Source organism: Rheinheimera sp. (genome assembly GCF_037442345.1).
Lineage (GTDB): Bacteria > Pseudomonadota > Gammaproteobacteria > Enterobacterales > Alteromonadaceae > Pararheinheimera.
Genome location: NZ_JBBIQL010000022.1, coordinates 37,339 through 59,277 on the forward strand (window position 1 = coordinate 37,339; position 21,939 = coordinate 59,277).

At 53.6% G+C, this 21,939-nt stretch carries 17 protein-coding genes; 7 read left to right on the forward strand and 10 right to left on the reverse strand.

Annotated features, from left to right (window positions below; genetic code table 11):
* Positions 1 to 83 precede the first annotated feature (83 nt).
* The gene (locus WKJ04_RS14075; RefSeq protein WP_337880992.1) at positions 84 to 1,304 is read right to left on the reverse strand and encodes a hypothetical protein; all 1,221 of its coding nucleotides are present in this window, start codon (positions 1,302 to 1,304) and stop codon (positions 84 to 86) included.
* Positions 1,305 to 1,591: 287 nt separating this feature from the next.
* Between WKJ04_RS14075 and WKJ04_RS14080 the strand changes: the two genes are divergently transcribed.
* Positions 1,592 to 4,192 (forward strand): ATP-binding protein, encoded by a 2,601-nt coding sequence (locus WKJ04_RS14080; protein WP_337880993.1) that lies wholly within the window; start codon positions 1,592 to 1,594, stop codon positions 4,190 to 4,192.
* Here the strand turns inward: WKJ04_RS14080 and WKJ04_RS14085 are convergent.
* The 9 genes from WKJ04_RS14085 to WKJ04_RS14125 all read right to left on the reverse strand — a co-directional run bounded on the left by WKJ04_RS14085 (position 4,189) and on the right by WKJ04_RS14125 (position 14,538).
* The gene (locus WKJ04_RS14085; RefSeq protein WP_337880994.1) at positions 4,189 to 4,869 is read right to left on the reverse strand and encodes a response regulator transcription factor; all 681 of its coding nucleotides are present in this window, start codon (positions 4,867 to 4,869) and stop codon (positions 4,189 to 4,191) included. The genes WKJ04_RS14080 and WKJ04_RS14085 overlap by 4 nt on opposite strands.
* Positions 4,870 to 7,530, reverse strand: a complete 2,661-nt coding sequence (locus WKJ04_RS14090; protein WP_337880995.1) for a sensor histidine kinase KdpD — start codon at positions 7,528 to 7,530, stop codon at positions 4,870 to 4,872. It lies immediately after the preceding gene.
* A 15-nt stretch (positions 7,531 to 7,545) separates the two neighbouring features.
* Positions 7,546 to 8,265 (reverse strand): TorF family putative porin, encoded by a 720-nt coding sequence (locus WKJ04_RS14095; protein WP_337880996.1) that lies wholly within the window; start codon positions 8,263 to 8,265, stop codon positions 7,546 to 7,548.
* A gap of 103 nt (positions 8,266 to 8,368) precedes the next feature.
* Positions 8,369 to 9,007, reverse strand: a complete 639-nt coding sequence (kdpC, locus tag WKJ04_RS14100) for a potassium-transporting ATPase subunit KdpC (RefSeq protein WP_337880997.1) — start codon at positions 9,005 to 9,007, stop codon at positions 8,369 to 8,371.
* A 5-nt stretch (positions 9,008 to 9,012) separates the two neighbouring features.
* A complete protein-coding gene (gene kdpB / locus WKJ04_RS14105; RefSeq protein ID WP_337880998.1) occupies positions 9,013 to 11,031 on the reverse strand; it encodes a potassium-transporting ATPase subunit KdpB in 2,019 nt (672 codons plus the stop codon).
* A 13-nt stretch (positions 11,032 to 11,044) separates the two neighbouring features.
* On the reverse strand, positions 11,045 to 12,742 hold the full coding sequence (gene kdpA / locus WKJ04_RS14110) for a potassium-transporting ATPase subunit KdpA (RefSeq protein WP_337880999.1): 1,698 nt from the start codon (positions 12,740 to 12,742) through the stop codon (positions 11,045 to 11,047).
* A 403-nt stretch (positions 12,743 to 13,145) separates the two neighbouring features.
* Positions 13,146 to 13,445: a DUF1840 domain-containing protein gene (locus WKJ04_RS14115; protein WP_337881000.1), complete on the reverse strand. Its 300-nt coding sequence runs from the start codon at positions 13,443 to 13,445 to the stop codon at positions 13,146 to 13,148.
* 62 nt (positions 13,446 to 13,507) lie between these two features.
* Positions 13,508 to 13,918, reverse strand: coding sequence for a response regulator (locus tag WKJ04_RS14120; protein WP_337881001.1), 411 nt, complete (start codon positions 13,916 to 13,918; stop codon positions 13,508 to 13,510).
* Positions 13,915 to 14,538: an Hpt domain-containing protein gene (locus tag WKJ04_RS14125; RefSeq protein WP_337881002.1), complete on the reverse strand. Its 624-nt coding sequence runs from the start codon at positions 14,536 to 14,538 to the stop codon at positions 13,915 to 13,917. Before WKJ04_RS14125 ends, WKJ04_RS14120 begins: the two co-directional genes overlap by 4 nt.
* Before the next feature lie 185 nt (positions 14,539 to 14,723).
* Here WKJ04_RS14125 and WKJ04_RS14130 point away from each other — a divergent pair, with 185 nt between their 5' ends.
* From WKJ04_RS14130 to WKJ04_RS14155, 6 genes are read left to right on the forward strand one after another with little or no spacing between them, the layout of a single operon-like run.
* Entirely contained in the window at positions 14,724 to 16,358 is a 1,635-nt protein-coding gene (locus WKJ04_RS14130; RefSeq protein WP_337881003.1) for a methyl-accepting chemotaxis protein, read from the forward strand.
* Between the two features lie 3 nt (positions 16,359 to 16,361).
* Entirely contained in the window at positions 16,362 to 16,835 is a 474-nt protein-coding gene (locus WKJ04_RS14135) for a chemotaxis protein CheW (RefSeq protein ID WP_337881004.1), read from the forward strand.
* A 10-nt stretch (positions 16,836 to 16,845) separates the two neighbouring features.
* A complete protein-coding gene (locus tag WKJ04_RS14140) occupies positions 16,846 to 18,081 on the forward strand; it encodes a CheR family methyltransferase (RefSeq protein WP_337881005.1) in 1,236 nt (411 codons plus the stop codon).
* A 2-nt stretch (positions 18,082 to 18,083) separates the two neighbouring features.
* Positions 18,084 to 18,752, forward strand: coding sequence for a chemotaxis protein CheW (locus WKJ04_RS14145; RefSeq protein WP_337881006.1), 669 nt, complete (start codon positions 18,084 to 18,086; stop codon positions 18,750 to 18,752).
* The gene (locus WKJ04_RS14150) at positions 18,749 to 20,971 is read left to right on the forward strand and encodes a hybrid sensor histidine kinase/response regulator (protein WP_337881007.1); all 2,223 of its coding nucleotides are present in this window, start codon (positions 18,749 to 18,751) and stop codon (positions 20,969 to 20,971) included. Before WKJ04_RS14145 ends, WKJ04_RS14150 begins: the two co-directional genes overlap by 4 nt.
* Positions 20,968 to 21,930 (forward strand): chemotaxis protein CheB, encoded by a 963-nt coding sequence (locus tag WKJ04_RS14155; protein ID WP_337881008.1) that lies wholly within the window; start codon positions 20,968 to 20,970, stop codon positions 21,928 to 21,930. The genes WKJ04_RS14150 and WKJ04_RS14155 overlap by 4 nt, the downstream gene beginning before the upstream one ends.
* The last annotated feature ends 9 nt before the right edge of the window (positions 21,931 to 21,939 follow it).

Sequence of the window (21,939 nt, forward strand, 5' to 3'; positions counted from 1 at the left end):
ATAAATTAGAGCGATTAATTTAAATAACAGTATCCATTATTAGAAATAAGGAAAAACATTCAATTTATTATATGATAAACACTTCACAAAGAAACAATTATTGTTAATGAATTTTCATTTCCATTGTAAGTAATGCTATCTATATCGCGAATATCAAGGACTCCAAAAATTGTTGATATTTGCTCTATAGATTTATCTTGCTTGTTAGCAATATAAGCCTTGGTTACGTTTTCAACTCTATCCACAACAAGAAAACCTATATAGTTTTCATTTGCGACATCAAAATGGGTAATTTGTTTTTTATCTTTCACAGAAGATACAAACTGTTCAGTATCAAAACCAACATTTTTTGCCACAAAGGATTTCACATCATCATTCGTAGACAGCGGTTCTACATTGCAATCAATACAAGGACTGGGTTCACTACCTCCAGGAAACTGCATTCTGTATACAATTACATTTTTTGTAACTGTTTTTGATTCTTTCGAGCATGCCAAAGTGAACTGCGTATCCCCTACAGGAACGTCGACAGGGTATCCGACGTACTCAACAATTCCAACATTTGCTGATTTCCCCATGCCACTTAATTTGCACGTCGAAACATTTTCAGCCATCCAAAACAGGTGTGTCCGCCCCATTACTATATCTCCATGAATAAAGCTCCTAATATTTGGAGCTTGGTAATCTATGGGGCTTGCTGTTACCGTAAATCGATGACTTTGTGTTATGTTGACTCCGTCATCACCAATGCATTTTAAATGAAAAGCTTGCTCAGTGCCTGCACCATTGGTCCATGAGTATTTACCCGAGTATGATGATGGGACTGATGCTACGATAGCGTATTTATTATCACTGATATAAAGCGCACATGATTGAGTGTTTTTGTGAGTTATGCGCAGCCAATACTCACCTGTAGTAAATATTCCGGAAGGAAAATCAATTGTTATTACAGGCTCCACAATAAATCTATGTTCGGTTTCCACTTTTGCCCCACCATCTGGTGGTAGAGGTCCCATGCCAGAAATACAACTAACTTTCACATTCAAACTGCTGCTTGCATTAAAATTGAAAACAATATCACCAATTCTTCGATCACTGCTATAACCAGGCAGCCCAGACACTGTGCAATTATTCATCACGGAACCAGGGTAATGTCTAAACTGTACAGGGACACCATCTTTTACTTTACTTGGAAAAAAACCTGATTCTGGAAGAGGGTCCTCAGGAAGGATAATCACTTGTGATGAAGAGAAAAACGGTAAAATAAATAATGAAAACGTAAAAAAATACTTCAAAAAATTCATACCTGAAATCACTCCTTTTCTTAAAATTTAAATATATCAAGTAGAAAAAATAAATATAAGTGCTCGTTAGCAACTTGTAACAATTTTTAACAAGTGACCATTAACTACATGAGCACGACTCAAAAAGTTGGAACGATGCTTGGTTCCAGCCAGAGTTGTTTGCTATTGAAAAATTGATAAAAGTCGGCCTTCGTTCAATACCTTTTACCTGACCCATATTGTGTTCCTGAGAAAGCGGAGTAAGCTGAAAACTGCAGTCCGATCAACCCAGATAGCACCTTCGCCTGATGACCTTGCCTTTGCTGAACTCCAATTTATTGCGTGCCTGTGGCCAGGTTGCCGCCATGGTGCTGAGTTATCTGGCGCTGGGGCACGCGGCTTTAGTGCTGGCTATTGCTCCAGGTTTTGCCACTGCGATTTTTCCACCTGTGGGTGTAGCCGTGGCTCTGACGTTATTATGGGGCTATCGCATTCTGCCAGCCGTCTGGCTCGGCTCCTTTTTGTTAAACCTCAGCACGGCACCGGCACTGCAGTGGTGGATCCCCTGTGGCATCGCCTGCAGCACCAGCCTGACAGTGGCCCTTGCCGTCTTTTTGGTGCGGCGTTATGCCAGTTTCCACCCGGCCCTGACCTTTGAGCGCAGCATTCTCGGACTGGTGGTATTGGCAGGCCCGGTCAGTTGTTTGCTCAGCGCCAGCCTGTCCACACTGTTGTTGCTGTATACAGGCCAAATCAGTGCGGGCCAGCTCAGTATCACCTGGCTGACCTGGTGGATCGGTGACGCGCTTGGTGTCACGCTGTTTGTCCCTTTGGTTTTTGTCCTGCTGGCTAAACCCCGCAGTATCTGGCAACCCCGCATGCTGAATCTCGGCCTGCCTCTGCTCATCAGCATGTTGCTGGTGACGGCGTTGTTCAGCAGGGTGCAACAACAGCATCTGGACAATACCCAGCAGCAATTCTTTGAACAGGCCAAGCAGGTGAGCAGCTCGTTTCAGTTCAGAGTCAGCAAGGTACTGCAGCAAATGCAGGCCCTGTCGTCCTTGCTGACATTAAACCCGCAGCTGACCCAACAGCAGTTCAGTCAGTTTTTAGCCGAATACAATTGGAGTGAATCCGGGGTGCTGTCGTTTGATTATCTGCAGTGGCTGCGTCAGGACCAGCTCCATCAGTTACCCGCATCCATTGTGCTGCGTCATTTCAGTGCGGATGCTTCCCAGCCTTATGCCGCTGTTATCCGGCTGACGGCCACAATCACAGGAGACACCACCAGGATAGGCCTGAATATGTGGTCAGAATCCCAACGCCGTGAAGCCATGGACTACGCAGTGATCTCAGGGCAGGTCAGCATGACCACACCGGTTCAGTTGCTGACCGGCGAACCTGCAGCACTGATCTTTATCCCGATATTCAAAGCTGGCCGTCCACTGCACACCCCGGAGCAGCGCTGGCAGCAGCTGTCTGGATTTATCTGCGGGGTTTTTCGTACCGATTTACTGGTGGATGCCAGCCTGAAGCAATTTGACACCGACAACTTTCATCTGACGATCAAAGAATTAGCCAGTCACCTTTCGTACCACAACCAGCCCGCAACCCTGCCCGCTTATGCCCGTTACCTGGACTGGAATCAGATTTGGTCCTTTGCCGGACGTTCGGTGGAACTGCGGCTGCAACCCAGCCAGCACTTTCTGGACCGGCACTCCGGCATGCACAGCTGGTATGTGCTGGCGGGCGGCCTGGTACTGTGCAGTTTATTGGGGGTGTTTTTATTGATCCTGACCGGTCGTTCTGCCCGCACAGAACATCTGATCGCGCAGCGTACCAAAGAGCTGAGCTCTATTCTGGACAATGCCAACGAGTCAATCATTATCGTCGACCATCAGGGCCTGATTGAGCGCGTCAATAAAGAAACATCGGCTTTATTTGGTTATCCGGCTGCCGAACTGCTTAAGGCTCCGGTCAGTAAGCTGCTGGCCACCTTACCCGAGCACAACGATCATCAGTTGCTGCAACCCTTGCGCCTGGAGCAATTGCAGCAGTGGGTGGGGCAGATGCATGAGCTGACAGGCCTGCATCAGAATGGCAATCAGCTGCCGTTAGAGCTCGGGTTAAGCCGGGTCGATCTGGCCGATAAACATCTGTTCACTCTGATGTTGCACGACCTGCGTGAGCGCAAAAAAGTGGAACGGATGAAAAACGATTTTATCTCCACCGTCAGCCACGAACTGCGTACTCCACTGACCTCCATCAAAGGCTCATTGGGCTTGCTGGCTGGCGGCGTCACCGGTACCTTGCCGCCTCAGGCCGCACAACTGGTACAAATCGCCAAGCTGAATACCGACCGGCTGACCCGGCTGGTCAACGACATTCTGGATATTGAAAAACTGGAGTTTGGTCAGTTAAAGCTGCAAACCACTGCAGTGGATATTAGCGAGCTGATGCGTGAAGCATTGCAGCAAAATCAGGCCTATGCCGACCAGTATCAGGTGCAGCTAAGCCTGAAAACAGGCCCGGAATTACACAGATCCCACCTGTATCTGGACAAATTCAGGTTGTTGCAGGTGCTGTCGAACCTGATTTCCAATGCGGTAAAATTTTCTCCCAGCCATGCCACTGTGTGGTTAAGTTATCAGCGGGCGGGGCAAGGCATTGAAATCCGGGTGCAGGACAAAGGTTGTGGTATTGCCGAATCCTTTCGCAGCAAAATATTCGACAAATTTGCCCAGGCTGACAGCTCCGACAGCCGCAGTAATCAGGGCTCTGGCCTTGGGCTGAATATCAGCAAAACCCTGGTGGAAATGATGCAGGGCCGCATCGATTTCGAATCTGAAATCGGTGTCGGCACCACCTTTATTTTATGGTTTCCGCTGTATCCGCAGGCGCAAACTTAACCCAGCACCAGCCGGTAACCAATACCGGCTTCGGTCTTGAGGTAATGGGGTTCAGTCGGGTCATCCCCCAGTTTTTGCCGTAAATGGCTAATCACTATCCGCAGATAATGGCTGTCTTCTCTGTGGCTGGGGCCCCAGACCTGCTCCAGCAGCTGTGTCTGGGTAATCACACAATTCGGATGCCGGGCCAACATGGCCAACACCGCATATTCTTTTGGGGTCAGTTCAACCTGCTGTTGGTGCAGCATCACCAAACGCCGGCTTAAATCAATCTCCAGCGCGCCGTCCGTCAGGCTTTTCTGCGCCTGGGCGGGCTGTCGGTCCCGCAACAGAGCCCGTACCCGCGCCAGCAGCTCTTCCATACTGAAGGGTTTAGTCACATAGTCCTGCGCGCCATGGTCCAACGCCTTGACTTTATCGGTATCAGACTGACGCACCGACAGCACCATCACCGGCACCTGACTGAAAGTACGGATCTCGGCCAGCAACTGCTGACCATCGCCGTCCGGCAAGCCTAAATCCAGGATCACCAGCTCCGGCTGCTGCCGCACTAAAGCGGTCAGGCCGGCTTCGGCCGTTTCAGCCTCAATCACATCATATCCAACACTTTTCAGTGCAATACGCAGCATTTTTCGGATTTGCGCTTCATCATCGATGATCAGAATTCGTGCGTTCAACTAGTCCATACTCTTACTGTTACTGGAAAGCGGCAGTTCAATCACAAAACGCGAACCGCTGCCGGAACGGGCCGCAGTGGCCACCACGGAGCCGCCGTGAGCGCCCACCATACCACGGCAAATCGCCAGCCCCATGCCGGTATTGTGCCTTTTGCTGTCGCCGTCAGCCACCACATAAAACATATCAAAGACTTTTTCCCTGAGTGCCGCCGGGATACCCGGGCCGCTGTCTTCAATTTCAATGCACAGCTGTTCACTGTTGGCACGGGCCCAGATTTTGATGGCCTGGTCCGGCGGGCTGTATTTGGCCGCGTTTTCCAGAATATTAAACAGTGCCTGCTCCAACAACGCGGCATGCACATACAGCAGTGGCAAAGCGGTTTCTGTCTGGTACCACAACTCCTGCTGCGGAAAAAAACGTTTCAGCCGCTGCCGGGCGCTGGCAATAATATCATCCAGTGCCACCCAGTCCCGTTGCAGCTTGAGACCACCATGGCCCAGGCGGGTCATATCCAGCAGGTTCTGGATATAGCGGTCCAGCCGCTGACTCTCCAGCAAAATAGTCTGCAGCAGTTCATGCCGGTCTTCGGGGGATAACTGCCCATCCAGCATTTGCAGGCTTTCTGCTGAGCCCATCATAGCCGCCAGCGGTGACCGCAAATCGTGGGACACCGACGACAATAAGGCGGAGCGTAGTTGCTCCATTTCCGCTTTGACTCTGGAGCTTTCCAGCTCGGAGCTGATTTGCAGGCGCTGCCAGACCTGCACCGCCTGCTGGCAAAAGCTCTGCATTAAATCCTGCTCATCTGGCCGCAGAACCGCTACAGAAGCCGGAAACTCAACTAACATCACCGCAACCGTTTGCTGTTCAGATTGCAGTGGCAAGGCTGTCCAGCGGCTGGCGTTCAGCGTCTGACTAAAACGGCCAGCTGTTTGCTGATGGCGACGGCACCAGTCCACCACAGCCCAGTCCAGCGCCTGCAGAGGGTGCTCCGGCACCGGCTGAATAGCAGCGCTTTCATCCGGCCAGTACAGCAGGTGAACAGGGCAGCCCAGCGCCTGTTTCAATTGACTGGCCAGGCAACGCCATAAATCCTGTTGCTGATGCACCAGCGTCAGCTGACGGGCAAAATCCCGTTGCAGTTCACTGCGCCTGTTGGCGGCGTTCAGCAACAACAACTGCTGGCGGATACGCGATGCCGCCGGACCACAGACCAGGCCAATCAGCAACATAAATACCAGGGTGGCTACGTCGTCGCCTTTGTTGACATTCAGGGTGAAATAAGGCTCTGTCAAAAAGAAGTTAAAGCTGACAAAACCCAATAAGGCAGTAAAAAGCGCTGGCCGGGCGCCGTATTTCAAGCCACAGCTGACCACAGCCAGCACATAAATCAGCACCAGGTTGCCGCTGGGCAACACAGTCTGCAGTCCGACACTGACCACACTGGCCAGCGCTGTGGTCAATACACCAAAGATGTAACCGGCCTTTTGGCCGAACAGCGGTACCACAGGTGGCGTCACTGCCGATTTATCACGTTCAGTGGCACGAAACACCGATACCTCCAGTGGCAAACCACTGCGGATCAGTTGCTGATACAAAGGCAGACGCCAGGGCAACCAACGTCTTTTCTGACCGGCGCCAACCAAGACGGTATTGATGCGCTGGTCAGAAATATAAGGCAACACCATCTGGTAGGTGGAAGGACCTCGCAAAATGTCCGTTTCGGCTCCCAGCTCCCGTGCCAGCTCAAAAGCCGATTGCAGCCGCTGCTGAGCCTGAGGGGTTTGCAAGGCGCCGGTATCCACCCAAACCACCAGCCAGGGAATTTGGCGTTTTTCCGCCACCCGCCGCCCGGCCCGGATCAGATACTCATGGTCACGCCGGTTGGAGATCAGCACCAGCAGCTTGTCCTGCAGCAGGTAATCGTTATGGCGGGCTTTCGCCTGCTGTTCAGTTTTCAGCTGGCTGTCCACATGGTTCATCACCCGTTTCATCGCCAGTTCACGCAACGCGGTCAGGCTTTCCAGCTGGAAAAACTGCTGCTGCGCCTGAGCCGCCACAGAAGCAAGATAGACTTTGCCCTGAGCTAAGCGCTCCAGCAAATGGTTGGGTGCCAAATCAACAAACACCAGTTGCTGGGCACTGTCGATAAAGGCATCCGGCACCGTTTCCCGTACCCGGATACCAGTAATTTGCAATAACAAGTCGTTCAGGCTGGCAATATGCTGCACGTTTAATGTGGTGTACACATCGATGCCCGCAGCCAGTAATTCGGCAATGTCCTGATAACGGCGTTTATGCCGGCTGCCCGGCACATTGGTATGCGCCAGTTCATCCACCAGCAGCAGTTGCGGCTTTTGTGCCAGCGCCGCATCGAGATCAAATTCTGTCAGGCTTTGGCCCTGATAATTCAGCTCACGCCGTGGCAATAATTCAAAGCCTTGCAACATCTGTTCAGTGTCGGCACGGCCATGGGTTTCCACCAGCCCCACCACCACCTTGCAACCTTGTTGTTGCCGCTCACGCGCCGCATTCAGCATGGCGCAGGTTTTTCCTACACCAGGCGCTGCACCCAAAAAAATCTTCAGTTGCCCGCCTTGTGTCTGCTGCAGGTTTTTCAGCAGCGCGTCGGCTTGCTGGCGGCGCGGATCGGCATTCATCTGGTGTTCTCCGGACTAAAAACTTTTACTGGCGCTGAGTACCCAGCGCTTATCGCAAAGCGCGCTGCAGGCCGCTGAACTGACCGAGGTGTCGGCATAACCCACAGCCCACTGAATGTCAGCCCAGCTGCTTTGCAGCTTCAGACTCCAGTCGGTGTAAGCAGACTGGTCAGGTTGGGCCGCGCCTAAAAACAGCTGAAAATCTTCAGCGCCGTCAAAGTGGTTGTAGCCAAGGTGCCAGACCAGCTGCAGATTGTCAGTTAAATCCTGAGAGTAATCTCCACTCAGGTAAGCGAAAGACGACACGCCGGTGCCAAAATAGTCGTCTGTCACCGCCAGCATCAGACTGGCCTGACCATAAATCAGCTTGCCATAGGCCTCCACAAAGTTATAGCCATTGCTGCTGTTATGGCCTTTGGGATAGAAGTATTTCATCAGCCCCAGATCCAGACTCCAGTCGTCATTCAGTGCAAAAGTGCGGCCAGCTGACAGGTCCAGCTCCAGGCTGCCGTCACCAAATTTAATATTGGAGCCCCAGGCTGTCAGGTACCAGCCATCCTGCTGATTCAGGGTCAGTTGCCCCTGTAACGCCGGACCTTCATTGGTCTGCGAAATACCGCGGTACAGATAGTCCGACACCAGTGTCAGGTTGCCAGAACTCTGCACAGTGGCTGCCGACACAGCAACAGGCAGCACAGAACAGAAAGCGGCTGCCAACATTGATTTCAACATCATGATTTATCCTTGATTGCCGGGAAAAACCTGCCCGGCCTTGTACCAGACCAGCACAAGACCAGGCAGCGCTGCAGCTTCCCGTTACCCTGCAGCGAAAACCGGGTTAGGGTTGGCTGGCCGCGAGCGGAAACTGCTGATCCAATGCCAGGTTAAATTGCAGAACATTGACCCTGGGCTGACCAAAAAGACCCCACTGTTTCTGCTCTGTCTGCTGGAGCAGCAGAGCCTGTAACAGGGAAAGTTGCACACCCCGGGCTGTGGCAATCCGGGCCAGCTGCAACCGGGCCGCTTCGGGGCTGATGTGCGGGTCCAGGCCAGCACCGGAGCTGGCCAATAAATCCACCGGCAACTCCTGTGCAGGCACCTGATACAGTGCCTGCAGGCGGGCCGATTCTGCCGCCACCCGTTCACGCAACGCCGGATTGTCAGGCGCCATATTGCTGCCCCCCGTAGCCATAGGGTCATAACCCACACTGCTGGGTCGGCTGTGCAGATAAGTGGCCGCAGTAAAGGGCTGTGCCACCTGAACCGACCCCACGGCTTTGCCATTGTGCTGCAGTATGGAGCCCGTCGCCTGCTGTGGAAACAGCAGCCCTGCCACAGAAGTCAGGCTGGCGCTGTACAGACCACCACAAATCCATAACATCAGTGCAGATAAGGTCAGTGCCGGCCGCCAGTTGGAAGCAGAGTGTGTGCTTTGAAAAGATTGGCTGATTTGCGCCGTTTTCATTGAGTTTGTCATGACCATCACCAGAGAACATTCAGGAACATATCAATCAGTTTGATCGCCACAAAAGGCAGCAGAATACCGCCCAGACCAAACACCAGCATATTGTTGCGCAGCAGCTGTGCGGCTGACTTCGCCTTTATCGTCACGCCTTTTAACGCCAGCGGTATTAAGGCCGGAATAATCAACGCGTTAAAAATCAGTGCCGACAGCACCGCCAGTTCAGGGTCGGGCAACTGCATAATATTCAGGGCGCCAATACCCGGTAGCGCACTGGCAAATACCGCCGGCACAATCACAAAGTACTTGGCAATATCGTTGGCTAACGAAAAGGTGGTTAAAGCGCCACGGGTCACCAGCAATTGTTTGCCCACTTCCACCACAGCCAGCAGTTTGGTCGGGTCGGAATCCAAATCCACCATATTGCCGGCTTCTTTGGCGGCCTGAGTGCCGCTGTTCATCGCCAGACCCACGTCCGCCTGAGCCAGCGCCGGCGCGTCGTTGGTGCCATCCCCAACCATGGCCACTAACCTGCCTGCCGCTTGCTCTTTGCGGATCAGCGCCAGCTTGTCTTCGGGTTTGGCTTCAGCGATAAAGTCATCCACCCCGGCCACAGCCGCAATAGCGCCTGCTGTCACCGGGTTGTCGCCTGTGACCATCACAGTGCGCACCCCCATAGCCCGCAGTTTGGCAAAACGTTCGGCCACCCCAGGCTTAATCACGTCCGACAGCTGGATCACCCCCAGAACCTGGCGTTGATTCACCACCACCAAGGGAGTGGCACCCTGACGGGCTACTTTGCTGACCAGCGGCTCCAGTGCATTTGGCACTGCCAACCCCCGGCTTTGTGCCCATTTTTTGGCTGCGTCTGCGGCACCTTTCATCACGGCGTCGCCATTGTCCAGCTGCACGCCGGACAAGCGGGTCTGGGCACTGAACGGAATAAACTCGGCATTGTCCGGCAGACTCTGCGCTGCCACCCCCAGCTCCTGCGCCAACCGCACCACAGATTTACCTTCAGGGGTCGGGTCTTGCAGTGAGCACAGCTGGGCCGCCTGCATCAGTTCCAGCTGACTGATGCCAGGCAAGGCTAAAAAGGCCGTGGCCTGACGGTCACCAAAGGTAATGGTGCCGGTTTTGTCCAGCAGCAGCGTATCGATGTCACCCGCCACTTCCACCGCTTTACCGGATTTGGCCAGCACATTGGCTGACAGCGCTCTGTTCATCCCGGCAATACCAATAGCGGGCAATAAACCGGCGATGGTGGTTGGAATTAAACAGACCAAAAGCGCAATCAGCATCAGCAGGTCCAGTTCAATACCAACAAAACCAGCCAGAGCAGGCAGAGTCGCTACGGCAATCAGAAACACCAGCGTCAGTGCCGCCAGTAACACAGTCAGCGCCAGCTCGTTCGGTGTTTTTTGTCTGTTACTGCCTTCGACCAGGCTGATCATTTTGTCAAGAAAGCTATGACCGGCTTCTGCCGTCACCTGTACCTTGATTTCACCAGTCAACACTGTGGTGCCGGCGATCACCCCTGAGTGATCGGTTCCGGCTTCACGCAACACAGGGGCAGACTCCCCGGTCAGGGCCGATTCATTGATGGTGGCCACACCATGAATAATTTCGCCGTCGGCCGGTACCAGCTGACCAGCCCGGACCAGCACCAGATCACCAGCTTTCAGCTGGCTGGCGCTTTGCTGATGGATTTGACCATTGTCCAGCAGGCGCAGTGCTATTAAATCGCGGCGGGTGGCTTTGAGGCTGGACGCCTGAGCCCGGCCTCGGGCTTCAGCAATAGCCTCGGCAAAATTGGCAAACCACAGGGTAAATAGCAGCACCAGACTGGACACCAGCTCAAAGCCAGCGTTGCCGCCCTGTACCAGCGTTTTGCCCGTTAATAACAAAGCAACCAGGGTGCCCACCCAGACCAGCAACATCACAGGATTGCGTGCTGCCCATTTGGGGTGCAACCGTACCCAGGCATCCCGACTGGCCTGTTTCAGCTGATCTTTACTGACTAAAACTGCAGTACTCATAGATAACTCCGCGTTATTGCAGCGCTTCGCCGATTGGGCCAAGCACCATAGAAGGTAAAAACGACAGGAAATTCAGCACCAGGATCACTGTGACCAGGGTGACCGCAAACACCAGACTGTTCAGCGGTAAGGTCGCCGCGCTTTGCGGAACCAGACGTTTACTGGCCAGACGACCAGCCACCAGCAGCGGGATCATCAGCGGCAGGTAACGGCCCAGGATCAGGGTGATCACTGTGCTCAGGTTCCACCATAAAGTGTTGTCGCCCAAACCTTCAAAACCAGACCCGTTGTTGGCAAAAGCAGAGGTGTACTCATAAAACACCTGGCTGATGCCATGCAGGCCAGGATTGCTGTTGCCGGTGATCGCAGGAATAGCCACAGTGATAGCGGTAAAGGTCAGGATCACCAGGCTGGGCAACACCAACAGCACGCCCAGCCAGCTGATTTCAGTTTTTTCCAGCTTACGGCCAAAGATTTCCGGCGTACGGCCAATCATCAGGCCCGCCAAAAACACCGCCAGCCAGACATACACCATAAAGTTGACGAAACCACAGCCAATCCCTCCCCAAATGGCATTGATCAGCATATTGGCGCGGGTCACCAACCCGGCCACAGGGTTCAGTGAGTCATGCATTGCATTGACTGAGCCATTGGAAGTCTGGGTGGTCAGGTTGGCCCAAAGTGCCGACAAATCCGTGCCAAAACGCACTTCTTTGCCTTCCATATTGCCCTGTGCAGCCGCCAGCCCCTCAAAGGCTGCATTGGGCTGTTGTTCGCTCCAGACGGCAGCACCAATACCCATCACACACAGCAGCCCCATCACACCAAGGCTCATCCGGGCAAAACCATGGTTACGCAGCAAGCCTCCGGCCATAAAGACCACGGCCATCGGGATCAGCACTATCGCAATGCTTTGCAGCGCGTTACTGACCGGTGTCGGGTTTTCCAGCGGGTTGGCGCTGTTCGGGCCATACCAGCCGCCACCATTGGTGCCCAGCTGTTTAATAGCCACCATAGCCGACACAGGGCCAAGCGGAATGGTTTGCTGCTGCATTTGCTCGGTGGGCTGCAGTAACTCCACCTGTTGCGCTTTGCTGTAACTGGTAGGCACCCCCTGACTGGCTAAAGCCAAAGCCAACACAGCGGCCAAAGGCAACAACAGGCGCAGCACAGAACGCACTGTGTCCTGATAGAAGTTGCCAAGGTCCCGCTCATCACCTTCTTTGGCCTGCTCTTTATTGCGGCCGCCCGTTAAACCTCGCAGCACCGCCAGGCAAATCGCCAGACCAAAAGCAGGAGTGACAAATTGCAAAGTGACCAGTACCACCGACTGGCTGAACAGGGTCAGTTGCGCCTGGCCTGAATAGTGCTGCTGGTTGGTATTGGTTAAAAAGGACACCGCCGTATGCAGCGCTAAATCCCAGCTCAGCGGGCCCACACCATCCGGGTTCAGCGGTAACTGGTGTTGCACCAGCAACAGCACAAAGGCAATCAGGCCCAGCACCAGGTTGGTCAGCAAAAAAGCGACCCCATACTGTTTCCAGTTCATTCCCTGCAGCGGGTTGACGCCCAGCAACTTAAACAGGGCGTTTTCCAGCGGTAAAAACAACCGGTCCGACCAATGCGCCTGGCCGGAAAAAATCCCGGTCATATACAGGCCCAAAGGCCAGGCCAGCAGTAACGCCAGCGTCAGAATCAACAGAATTTCCATGATGGCTCCTTAAAACTTTTCAGGAGCCATCATGGCGTAACTCAGCAGCGCACCCAGCACTACCACCAACAACAATAACAGCCAGCTCATAAGCCTGATCCTTAGTTAAACAACATCACATCAAGCTTAAAAAAACCGGCCGTAAAGTCTCCAGATGGCTTTGGGTTCTGGGCGTAAAGAGATCGTAAAAAAAGGAAAAGGACCTACCTGGCGATGGACCAGGCAGGCTAAGTTCTTCATTCAGGAGAGGAGGTTTTGTGAACTGCATTCCTTTTGCGGCTCACCAAAAAAGTAACCCCTCACAGGGCGCTGATCTGACGGGTAGCGGGAGGGGTGTTGTTGCGCACTATTGTAGGTAAATTGATGCTAGTATCAACAAAAAGTTACCTTCCGTTACCTTTGTCTACTCCCAGCTGACATTATTGCCGCCCTGCACAGCGCCTTGCAGCAGTTCAATCAAAGGCACAGCACGGTGGCGTAAGCTGACCGGTGCATCCGGTTCATGACCGGTTTTGGCGATAGCACTTTCTTCCGGCCAGTGCTGCAGTTTGTCTCGCAGGCTGGCTAAATGAGCGGCCACATCTTCAGCGTAAAACGCGCCCGGCACTTTGCCACTGTGCCCCATCATATGCAGCAACTGGACAGCAACCTGGCCAAACATGGTAACAGGGGCTGAATTTTTTGAATAAAAAGTGACTAACATAACCACCTCCGCATCCACTGTAAAACGAGTATAGAGCGCTTTGGCGAAAGTCGTGAAGGCGGTCAGGTCCTGACGCAGCGCTGTTTAAATTTGCTCAGCACCGACAGTATTTTTTCACCGGAAAATGGCTTCACAATAAAAGAGGACGCACCACTGTGAATACTTTCTTTCACATTGTTAAGCGTACTGAAGCCACTGACCATCACCACAAAACAATCCGGGTTCAGCTCTTTAAAACGGCGTAACAGATACAAGCCGGACTGATCGGGCAATTCTATATCCAGAAACACCAGCTCCGGCTGATGCATATGAAACAGCTTCAGTGCCAGATTAGCCGTATGCGCATGCTGAAAACTCCAGATGTACTGTTCCAGCCGGGCTTCAAGCTTCAGATGCGTCAGATTATTCTGCAACAGCTGGCGGGTAAACTCCTGATCATCCACCAGTAAAACGGTGTGGGTCTCACGCCTCATACAGTGCCTCTGGCCTTCAGGGCGGCAAGCAAAGGCCCGAGCTGTTCAGCCTGCGGCTGAATTTTTTGTTCTTCCCATAACAGCTGAAGTTCGTTGGCCAGAGCAGTCACCTCGCCCTCACCAAAACAGGCCGCATTGCCTTTGAGCCGGTGCACAATATGTTTGATGCTCAGCCAGTCGTCGGCCACCAGGGCCGTTTCCAGCTCAATGCCCGCCTGAGTCAGCGATTTCAAAAACAGATGATGCAAATCGTCTGGTACCGACATCTTCCGCAGTTTAATCCGGGTCAACGACCCCAGCCACGCGTGGATCTCAGCCCAGTTCCAAGGCGCCATATAATGCTGGGTGGCCGCAGGCACATGGCAGGGTTCCCAACACAAGATCGCCAGCGGAATATCGTAACCGGCCTGCTGGATCAGGTGCAGATTTTCGTTCAGGGTTGGCAGGGGCCCATCCGCCAGGCACAGCATGGCATCAAAATGACTCACCAGCGCCAACTCCACTCCCTGAGTCAGGCTGGTGGCCAAGGTGGTTTTATAACCGGCGGATTGCAGCTTGGCTTCCACCTCTGAACAAGAATTTTCCTGAGTTAAATCAGTGATCAGAAGTTTAAGTGGCACAGTAGACTCCCGGTTTTTATTCCTTCAGTCCAGTATGTGCCGGACAGCACGCCCTGGTCAAATCTGTGTTACCTGCACGGGAACAGTCTATTCTTTGCCCAAGTTGCAACCACTAATCTGATAAATGTGGAAATCACAGGTTGAACTGCTTAGAGTATTCACATCGGTTGTGAAAGGAAATACAGATGAAAAATGTCAGTTTGAGCCAACGTATTTACCTGAGTTTTTTCTTCATTGTGGGTGCCATTATGCTCTGTGGCGCTTTGTTTTACCAAAGAGCACAAATTAACGAAGCCAATGTCACCTCCATTGAAAAATCTGATTTTAAAGGCATGGATATGGCCAGGGATATTCGTTGGGAAACCGCAGAGCACTGGCTTGAGGTGAATCATTTATTGCTCTCGCTGAAACTGACCCCGGAACTGCACCGAGAGTTGCTGGAGAAAGGGCGTAATCAGTTGTCGTCTGAGCAAAAAAACATTCTTGCCAGCTATCAAGAGTATGCTGCCACCATATCGCAGGAAAAAAACGCCCAGTTGTATAAGACACTGCAAACCCAGCTGGAGCGTTACTTTGAACTCAGCGATATGACCTTGCAACTGGCCGATAACGGAACCAGCCAACAAAGCGCGTTAGCTCTGGACACACAGCAGACTGCCTGGTTTCAGGTGCGTGACACGCTGAACGACATGGTGCAGCTGAATGAAGACAGTTTTAACACCAATGTGGATTTGTTGCAGGCAGGCATAGCACGTAATGTGTATGTGGTGTTCAGCGGCATAGTTGTCGCCATACTGATCGCCTTAGCCTGTGGCTTTTTCCTGCGCCGCGCCATTATGGCCCCTATCGCCTCTGTGTTGTCCGGTATGCAGAAAATGGGGGAAGGCGAGTTAACTCACCGTATTGCAGAGCACAACAACGACGAATTTGGCACCATCATCAAAGGCTTTAATTCAATGGCCGAATCGCTGAAAGAGCTGGTACTGCAAACCCAGGGTTCGGCGGTACAACTGGCCACCTCCATTACCGAGCTGGCTGCCACGTCGAAACAACAACAGGCCACTGTCACCGAAACCGCCGCCACCACAGCGGAGATTGGCGCCACGTCTAAACAAATTGCCGCGACCGCCAAACAGTTGCTGCAAACAGTGAATGAAACCGCCGAAACCGCGGATCAGACAGCCCGGCTGGCGCAAACCAGCCAGACCTCCGTCAGCAATATGGATGATGTGATGCGCCAGTTATCGTCTGCCGCAGAGATGGTCTCCGGCAAACTGGCACTGCTGAACGAACGGGCTACCGGCATTAATCAGGTGGTCATCACCATTATGAAAGTGGCAGACCAGACCAACCTGCTGTCACTGAATGCGGCTATTGAAGCTGAAAAAGCCGGCGAGTATGGCAAAGGTTTTACCGTGGTGGCCAACGAGATCCGGCGCCTGGCCGACCAGACCGCCATAGCCACCTTTGATATTGAACAGATGGTGCGTGAAATTCAGTCTGCGGTGGCCGCGGGGGTGATGGGTATCGACAAATTTTCGGAAGAAGTACGCCGGGGGTCCGCGGACATGGTGCATATCAGTGAACAGCTGTCGCGGATTATTGAACAGGTACAGGAACTGGCCCCCCACATCCAGCAGGTGAATGAAGGCATGAGCCAGCAAACCGAAGGGGCAGAGCAAATTAACCTGGCGCTGAGCCAACTGACAGATGCCACGTCGCAAACCGTGGAATCTCTGGTACAGACCTCGGCCACGGTCGACAATATGACCGACATTGCCAGCAAATTACGCTCCGGCGTCAACAGATTTAAGGTGTGATTCATGATCCCCCCTGCGGCAACAAGCAGCAGCCTGCATTTGTTATTTCGTCTGCAGCATGACCTGTATGCCATTGAAGCCGCGCAGATCAAGGTGGTGTTGCGCCGGCCTGCGCTGAAACAATGCCCGGCGGCACCACACTGGGTGGCCGGACTGCTGCATTATCAGGGCAGTACTGTGCCAGTACTGGACCTGTACCAGCGGCTGCTGCAGCGGGAAGCAGGCTGGCAAACCAGCACCCGGCTGGTGTTAGTGCATTACAAGCAGCAGTTGTTAGGCTTGCTGCTGGAGCAGGTGCATCGTTTTGAGCGTCTGACGGACCAACTGTGGCAGGACAGCAGGCTGCTGCTGCCGGACCACCAGTATCTGGGACAGGTGCAGCAGCATGAAGGGCTGGGGCTGATCCAGCAGGTGCGGCTGGCTGATCTGCTGCCTGTTGATGTCCAGCAGGTGCTATTCCCACCAGCTCAGCGCTGAGGTTGTGGCCATGACAGTGCTGATTGAACAACTGTTGCAACAACGCATTGGCATGGATATCCGCTCTGTCGGGCGGCAGACCCTGCAGCGGGTGCTGTCAGCTGAATTGCAAAAATTCAGCTGTAATCTGGCAGACTACCAACAACAATTGCCAGTGTCAGAGCCGATGTGGACCTCGCTGGTAGAAGCCATGGTGGTGCCTGAAACCTGGTTTTTCCGTTACCCCGAATCGTTTCGTCTGGTTGCTGAGCTGGCCTCTCATCTGCTGACCCGCCAGTCGCCAGCCAGGTTGTCTGTGTTGTGTTTACCCTGTTCCACAGGCGAAGAACCCTATTCACTGGCGATCACCCTGATGCAGCAGGGCTATCAGCCGCAACAGTTTCAGATTGATGCCCTGGATATCAACACCAAAGTGCTGGCGCAGGCTGAGCAGGGGCTGTTTCGGGATTATTCGTTCCGTGGTTGCCCGGCGGGTCTGAAAGAGCGCTATTTTACCGCTCGGGGTGGTCAGTATCAGATCCATCCGGATCTCCGCCAAAGCGTCAGCTTCCGTTATGGCAACTTATTGGACAGCAGCACTCTGCCGCAGAAAAAATACCATCTGGTGTTTTGCCGCAACCTGTTAATTTATTTCGATCCGTATACTCAGCAGTCAGCAGTCCGGCAGTTAAGGCAACTGATGCTGCCTGACGGTTACCTGTTTTCCGGTCCGGCCGAAACCGGTGCTTTTCTCAAAGCCGGTATGACCAGCCTGACACAACGCGACAGTTTTGCCTTTGCCAACCCGCAGGAAAAAAACCGGCAGGCCGCAGTTGCCAAACCCTTGCCGGTGGCTGTCAGCGCCTCCGTGCTGAATAAAAGCGCCAGAACTGCTGCGAAACCAGCTGGCAGCAGACAGACACCTGGCCGTACTGAGGTGTTACCTCAAGCCGTGCCAGTGAAGAAAAGTACCGGTCTGCTGGAGGACATTGAACAACAGGCCAATCAGGGGCAACTGGCCCAAGCCCTGGCGTTGTGCCAACAGGCTCTGACAGAGCTCGGCCCGTCGGCCCGGCTGTTTTATTTATGGGGTCTGTTGTCAGACAGTCTGGATCAAAAAGGCAATGCAGAGATGTATTACCGCAAAGCTCTGTATATTGAACCCTTACATACGCAGGCACTGAAACAACTGACCGCCTTATTACGCGCCCAAAACGATCATGCGGCGGCGGAACGTTTTGAACAGCGCCTGACCCCAAGGAAATAACCATGGACGCCTTTTTCTCCACCGAACAGGAAAACGTTTTGGATCCGTGCTGGAAAACCATAGGAATTCAGGGCGATCGCAGCTGCGACAAACTGCGGCGTCATACCCATTGCCGCAATTGCGAAGTCTTTGCCGACGCAGCGGCCCGGCTGCGTGATCAGTTTCAGCCATTGTCCTGGTTTGATGCGCCAGAGGCCGAAGCGCCTGAGGTGAACCAGCAGAACCCGGATGCCACACAGCATCTGCTGTTCCGGCTCGGCGCCCAGTGGTTTGCGCTGCCCAGCCGCGTTCTGGATTTCATTATTTCGCCTGTGCCGGTGCGCAAAGTTCCCAACCGCCACAGCGCCACTTTGCTTGGGGTCTGTAATGTCAGGGGCCAGCTGTTGCCCTGGGTGTCGCTGCATAAAATGCTGAAGATAGACGAAACAGGCACTGATGCTGCCAAGGCCCGTTTATTGGTGCTGAATCACAGCTCCGGCCACCTGGTCAGCCAGGCAGACGAGATCCTCGGTATTCATAAACTGGAACCCGGTTTCTGGCTGACGAAACCAAATAGCTCCGACCAATTGCTGAGCCAGCTGACGCTGGGCTTAGGACGTTACCAACAGCTGGACCTGACCCTGCTGGATTCCCAGGCCCTGATGCAGGCCATGCTGGAGGAACTGCAATGAACGATCAGTTTCAGAATGCCTCGTTACTTGAACTGTTTTTGCTCGAAGCCCAGGCTCAGACCCAATCCCTGGACCAGGGCCTGATCCGCTTATCCACGCACCCGGCCAGCCCGGCCGAGCTGGAAAGCTGCATGCGGGCCGCACATTCCATTAAAGGAGCGGCCCGTCTGGTCGGTGTGGATGCAGCGGCCGATCTGGCCCATGAAATGGAAGAATTACTGGTGCTGGCCATGCGTGGCCAGGTGCTGCTGAACCCGCAGCAGATCCAATTGCTGATGCAGGGTTCAGCGGCTTTGTTGCAATTGGCTCAGGGCAGCACAGTCCCAGGTTTGGCGAGCCTTATCCAGCAACTGAAAGACTGCCTGCACCCCATCGAAAAGACGCTACAGCCGGTGGCCGAGCCTGAAACAGCGGCTGTGCAGTTGCCTCCGTTGGACTGTGCTGAGCCCCCCAGGCAGACTCAGGCGGACGAACAGAAACGGTCCGGCACAGTACGGGTGTCTTCAGACCGGCTGGATTTGCTGCTGGATTTAGCCAGCCGTTCTCTGGTGTTATCGAAAAACTCACAGCACTTTACCCAGCAATTGATGCGGCTGAAGAAAAAACAGCAACAGGCTAAACGCATGCTGGAGGCCGTACGCGATAAACTGGTGGAGCAGCAACTGCCTGATTATTTCAATACGGCATTGGCCGATCTGGGCCAGTTGCTGTCCGACACCGCCGCTCAGGTCAACAGCAGCCTGCAACACTACGATGAAAACAGCTGGCAAAGCCTGTTACTGAACCAGAACCTGTACGACGCCGCTTTGGCCTGCCGGATGCGGCCCTTCAGTGACCTGTTCCAGGGCAAAGCCCGCATGGTGTATGAGCTGTCCTCCGCTATGGGCAAACAAGTGCAGTTGCAGCTGTCCGGAGAAACCACCTCGGTCGACCGGGACATGCTGGAAAAACTGGAGGCACCGCTGGTTCATCTGTTGCGTAATGCCGTCGATCACGGTATTGAAACACCGCAGCAACGCAAGGAAAAAGGCAAAGCTGAGCTGGCCACCATTGCACTGAAGGCCTGGCACTCTGCCGGATTTCTGTTTATGGAAATCAGTGACGATGGCCGCGGAGTCGATACAGAACAAATTAAACAACGGGTCCTCAGCCGCGGCTTGTCCAACGCGGACGCTGTTGCGCAGATGAATGAAGAAGAGCTGCTGGCCTTTTTATTTTTACCGGACTTCAGCCTGGCCAAACAGGTCAGCGCCGTCTCTGGCCGGGGAGTGGGTCTGGACGCAGTGCAGCACGATATCAAAGCCTTGGGCGGCGATATTGAACTGCAGAACAACCCTGGGCAAGGCTGCACATTCCTGTTGCGTCTGCCTGTCACAGTGTCTGTGATCCGTTCAGTGATAGTGCAGCTGCAACACGAGTTGTATGCCGTGCCGCTGCCCAGGATTGAAACCATGCTGCATCTGAGCCCGGACGACATCAGCCTGCTGGAAGGCCGGCCACACTTATGGTGGCAGGGCGATGCCGTGGCGCTGCTGCCGTTATCCCAGTTGCTTGGTTTCAGCACAACCCCAACAGAGTCCGACAACCTGGCTGTGCTGATCCTGCAGGACAAAGGGCGGAAAATTGGCCTGGTAGCAGACAAACTGCTGGGTGAACAAAACCTGGTCGTGTTGCATATGGACCCCCGGCTGGGCCGGATCTCAGGCGTCATGGCAGGCGCCGTGTTGTCCGATGGCTCCCCCACCCTGATCCTGGATGTCGACGATGTGCTGGTCAGTGCCCAGACTGAACTGAAGCAAGGCCAGAATTTACGCTTCAGCCAGAAAGCCGCAGAACAGAGCAGCAAAAAAATTCTGGTGGTGGATGACTCACTGACAGTGAGGGAGCTGGAGCGTAAACTGTTGAGTAACCAGGGCTATCAGGTAAACGTTGCGGTGGACGGTCTCGAAGGCTGGACCATGCTGCGGGCCGAACCTTTTGACCTGCTGGTAACGGATATTGATATGCCGAAAATGGACGGCATTGAACTGGTGAAACTGGTCCGTGCGGACGCCCGCCTAAACCGCCTGCCAGTCATTGTGGTGTCTTATAAAGACCGGGAAGAAGACAAAAACCGGGGTCTGGAAGCCGGAGCCGATTATTATCTGGCCAAATCCAGCTTCCATGATGAATCCTTAATTGAAGCGGTCCGGCTGCTGATTGGTGCTGCCAAAGAATGAAACTCGGATTGTTGGTCGAACACAGCAAAGAAAATGCCCGGCTGGAACGCACTCTGGCCGGTTTGTATCTGGTCGCCTGGCACACCAGAGATTGTGCTGAAGCAATTGAGCGTTGTGCATCCGACCCGGTGGACCTGCTGCTGCTGGAACTGCATCAACCCTGGCTGCCGTCCCAGCTGGAGCAGTTGTTACAGAGCCTGCCATGCCCGGTCCTGTTATTTTCGACCGACGGTGCGGACCATACCAAGGCAGTGTTTGCCGCCCTGGGTGCTGGGGCCAAAGACTATGTGGCGCTCGAGCCGGGTGGTCAGAACAGCGGCCTGCTGCTGAAAAAAATCCGTCAGTTCGGTGTGTTGCATCCTCAAAGACAAAAGCCTCAACAGCCAGCATCGGAGTCACCGGTGCTGATCGCCATAGGTGCATCCACCGGCGGGCCCAGCAGTTTGTTTGAACTGATCAAAGCCTTGCCACAGGATTTCAACGCCGCTGTGGTCATTATTCAACATATAGACGGCCGCTTTAGTGCCGGAATGGCAGAATGGCTGGAAAACGCCACCTCGCTCAAAGTAAAGCTGATCCGGTCCAACGAAAAATTAGCTGCCGGCGTGATTTACGTGGCAGGAGCAGAAGCTCATTTGCTGATGTCGAAAGAGGGCCGGCTGCAACTCAGCCAGCAACCGGAAGACAGTTTGTTTAAGCCCTCCATTGATGTATTTTTCTCCAGTCTGAGTAAAGAATGGCAAGGACGCGCCATTGGTGTGTTACTGACTGGCATGGGACAAGATGGTGCTTTAGGATTAAAGCAAATGAAAGAGCGGGGCTGGCCAACTATAGCTCAGGATCAGGCCAGCAGTGTGGTGTATGGTATGCCCAAAGCGGCAGTCCACATTAAAGCCGCAAGTGAAGTGTTAGCTCTCGACAAAATAGCCGCCCGATTGATTCAATTGTGCTCGAAGTGAGCCCAGAGG

Excerpts from the sequence above, each read along its gene's own strand:
- kdpC (WP_337880997.1), bottom strand. The coding sequence starts at position 9,007 with ATGACAAACTCAATGAAAACGGCGCAAATCAGCCAATCTTTTCAAAGC.
- WKJ04_RS14135 (WP_337881004.1), top strand. The coding sequence starts at position 16,362 with ATGATCCCCCCTGCGGCAACAAGCAGCAGCCTGCATTTGTTATTTCGT.
- kdpB (WP_337880998.1), bottom strand. The coding sequence starts at position 11,031 with ATGAGTACTGCAGTTTTAGTCAGTAAAGATCAGCTGAAACAGGCCAGT.
- kdpA (WP_337880999.1), bottom strand. The coding sequence starts at position 12,742 with ATGGAAATTCTGTTGATTCTGACGCTGGCGTTACTGCTGGCCTGGCCT.
- WKJ04_RS14145 (WP_337881006.1), top strand. The coding sequence starts at position 18,084 with ATGGACGCCTTTTTCTCCACCGAACAGGAAAACGTTTTGGATCCGTGC.
- WKJ04_RS14155 (WP_337881008.1), top strand. The coding sequence starts at position 20,968 with ATGAAACTCGGATTGTTGGTCGAACACAGCAAAGAAAATGCCCGGCTG.
- WKJ04_RS14140 (WP_337881005.1), top strand. The coding sequence starts at position 16,846 with ATGACAGTGCTGATTGAACAACTGTTGCAACAACGCATTGGCATGGAT.
- WKJ04_RS14120 (WP_337881001.1), bottom strand. The coding sequence starts at position 13,918 with ATGAGGCGTGAGACCCACACCGTTTTACTGGTGGATGATCAGGAGTTT.
- WKJ04_RS14130 (WP_337881003.1), top strand. The coding sequence starts at position 14,724 with ATGAAAAATGTCAGTTTGAGCCAACGTATTTACCTGAGTTTTTTCTTC.
- WKJ04_RS14080 (WP_337880993.1), top strand. The coding sequence starts at position 1,592 with ATGACCTTGCCTTTGCTGAACTCCAATTTATTGCGTGCCTGTGGCCAG.
- WKJ04_RS14115 (WP_337881000.1), bottom strand. The coding sequence starts at position 13,445 with ATGTTAGTCACTTTTTATTCAAAAAATTCAGCCCCTGTTACCATGTTT.
- WKJ04_RS14150 (WP_337881007.1), top strand. The coding sequence starts at position 18,749 with ATGAACGATCAGTTTCAGAATGCCTCGTTACTTGAACTGTTTTTGCTC.
- WKJ04_RS14090 (WP_337880995.1), bottom strand. The coding sequence starts at position 7,530 with ATGAATGCCGATCCGCGCCGCCAGCAAGCCGACGCGCTGCTGAAAAAC.
- WKJ04_RS14095 (WP_337880996.1), bottom strand. The coding sequence starts at position 8,265 with ATGATGTTGAAATCAATGTTGGCAGCCGCTTTCTGTTCTGTGCTGCCT.
- WKJ04_RS14075 (WP_337880992.1), bottom strand. The coding sequence starts at position 1,304 with ATGAATTTTTTGAAGTATTTTTTTACGTTTTCATTATTTATTTTACCG.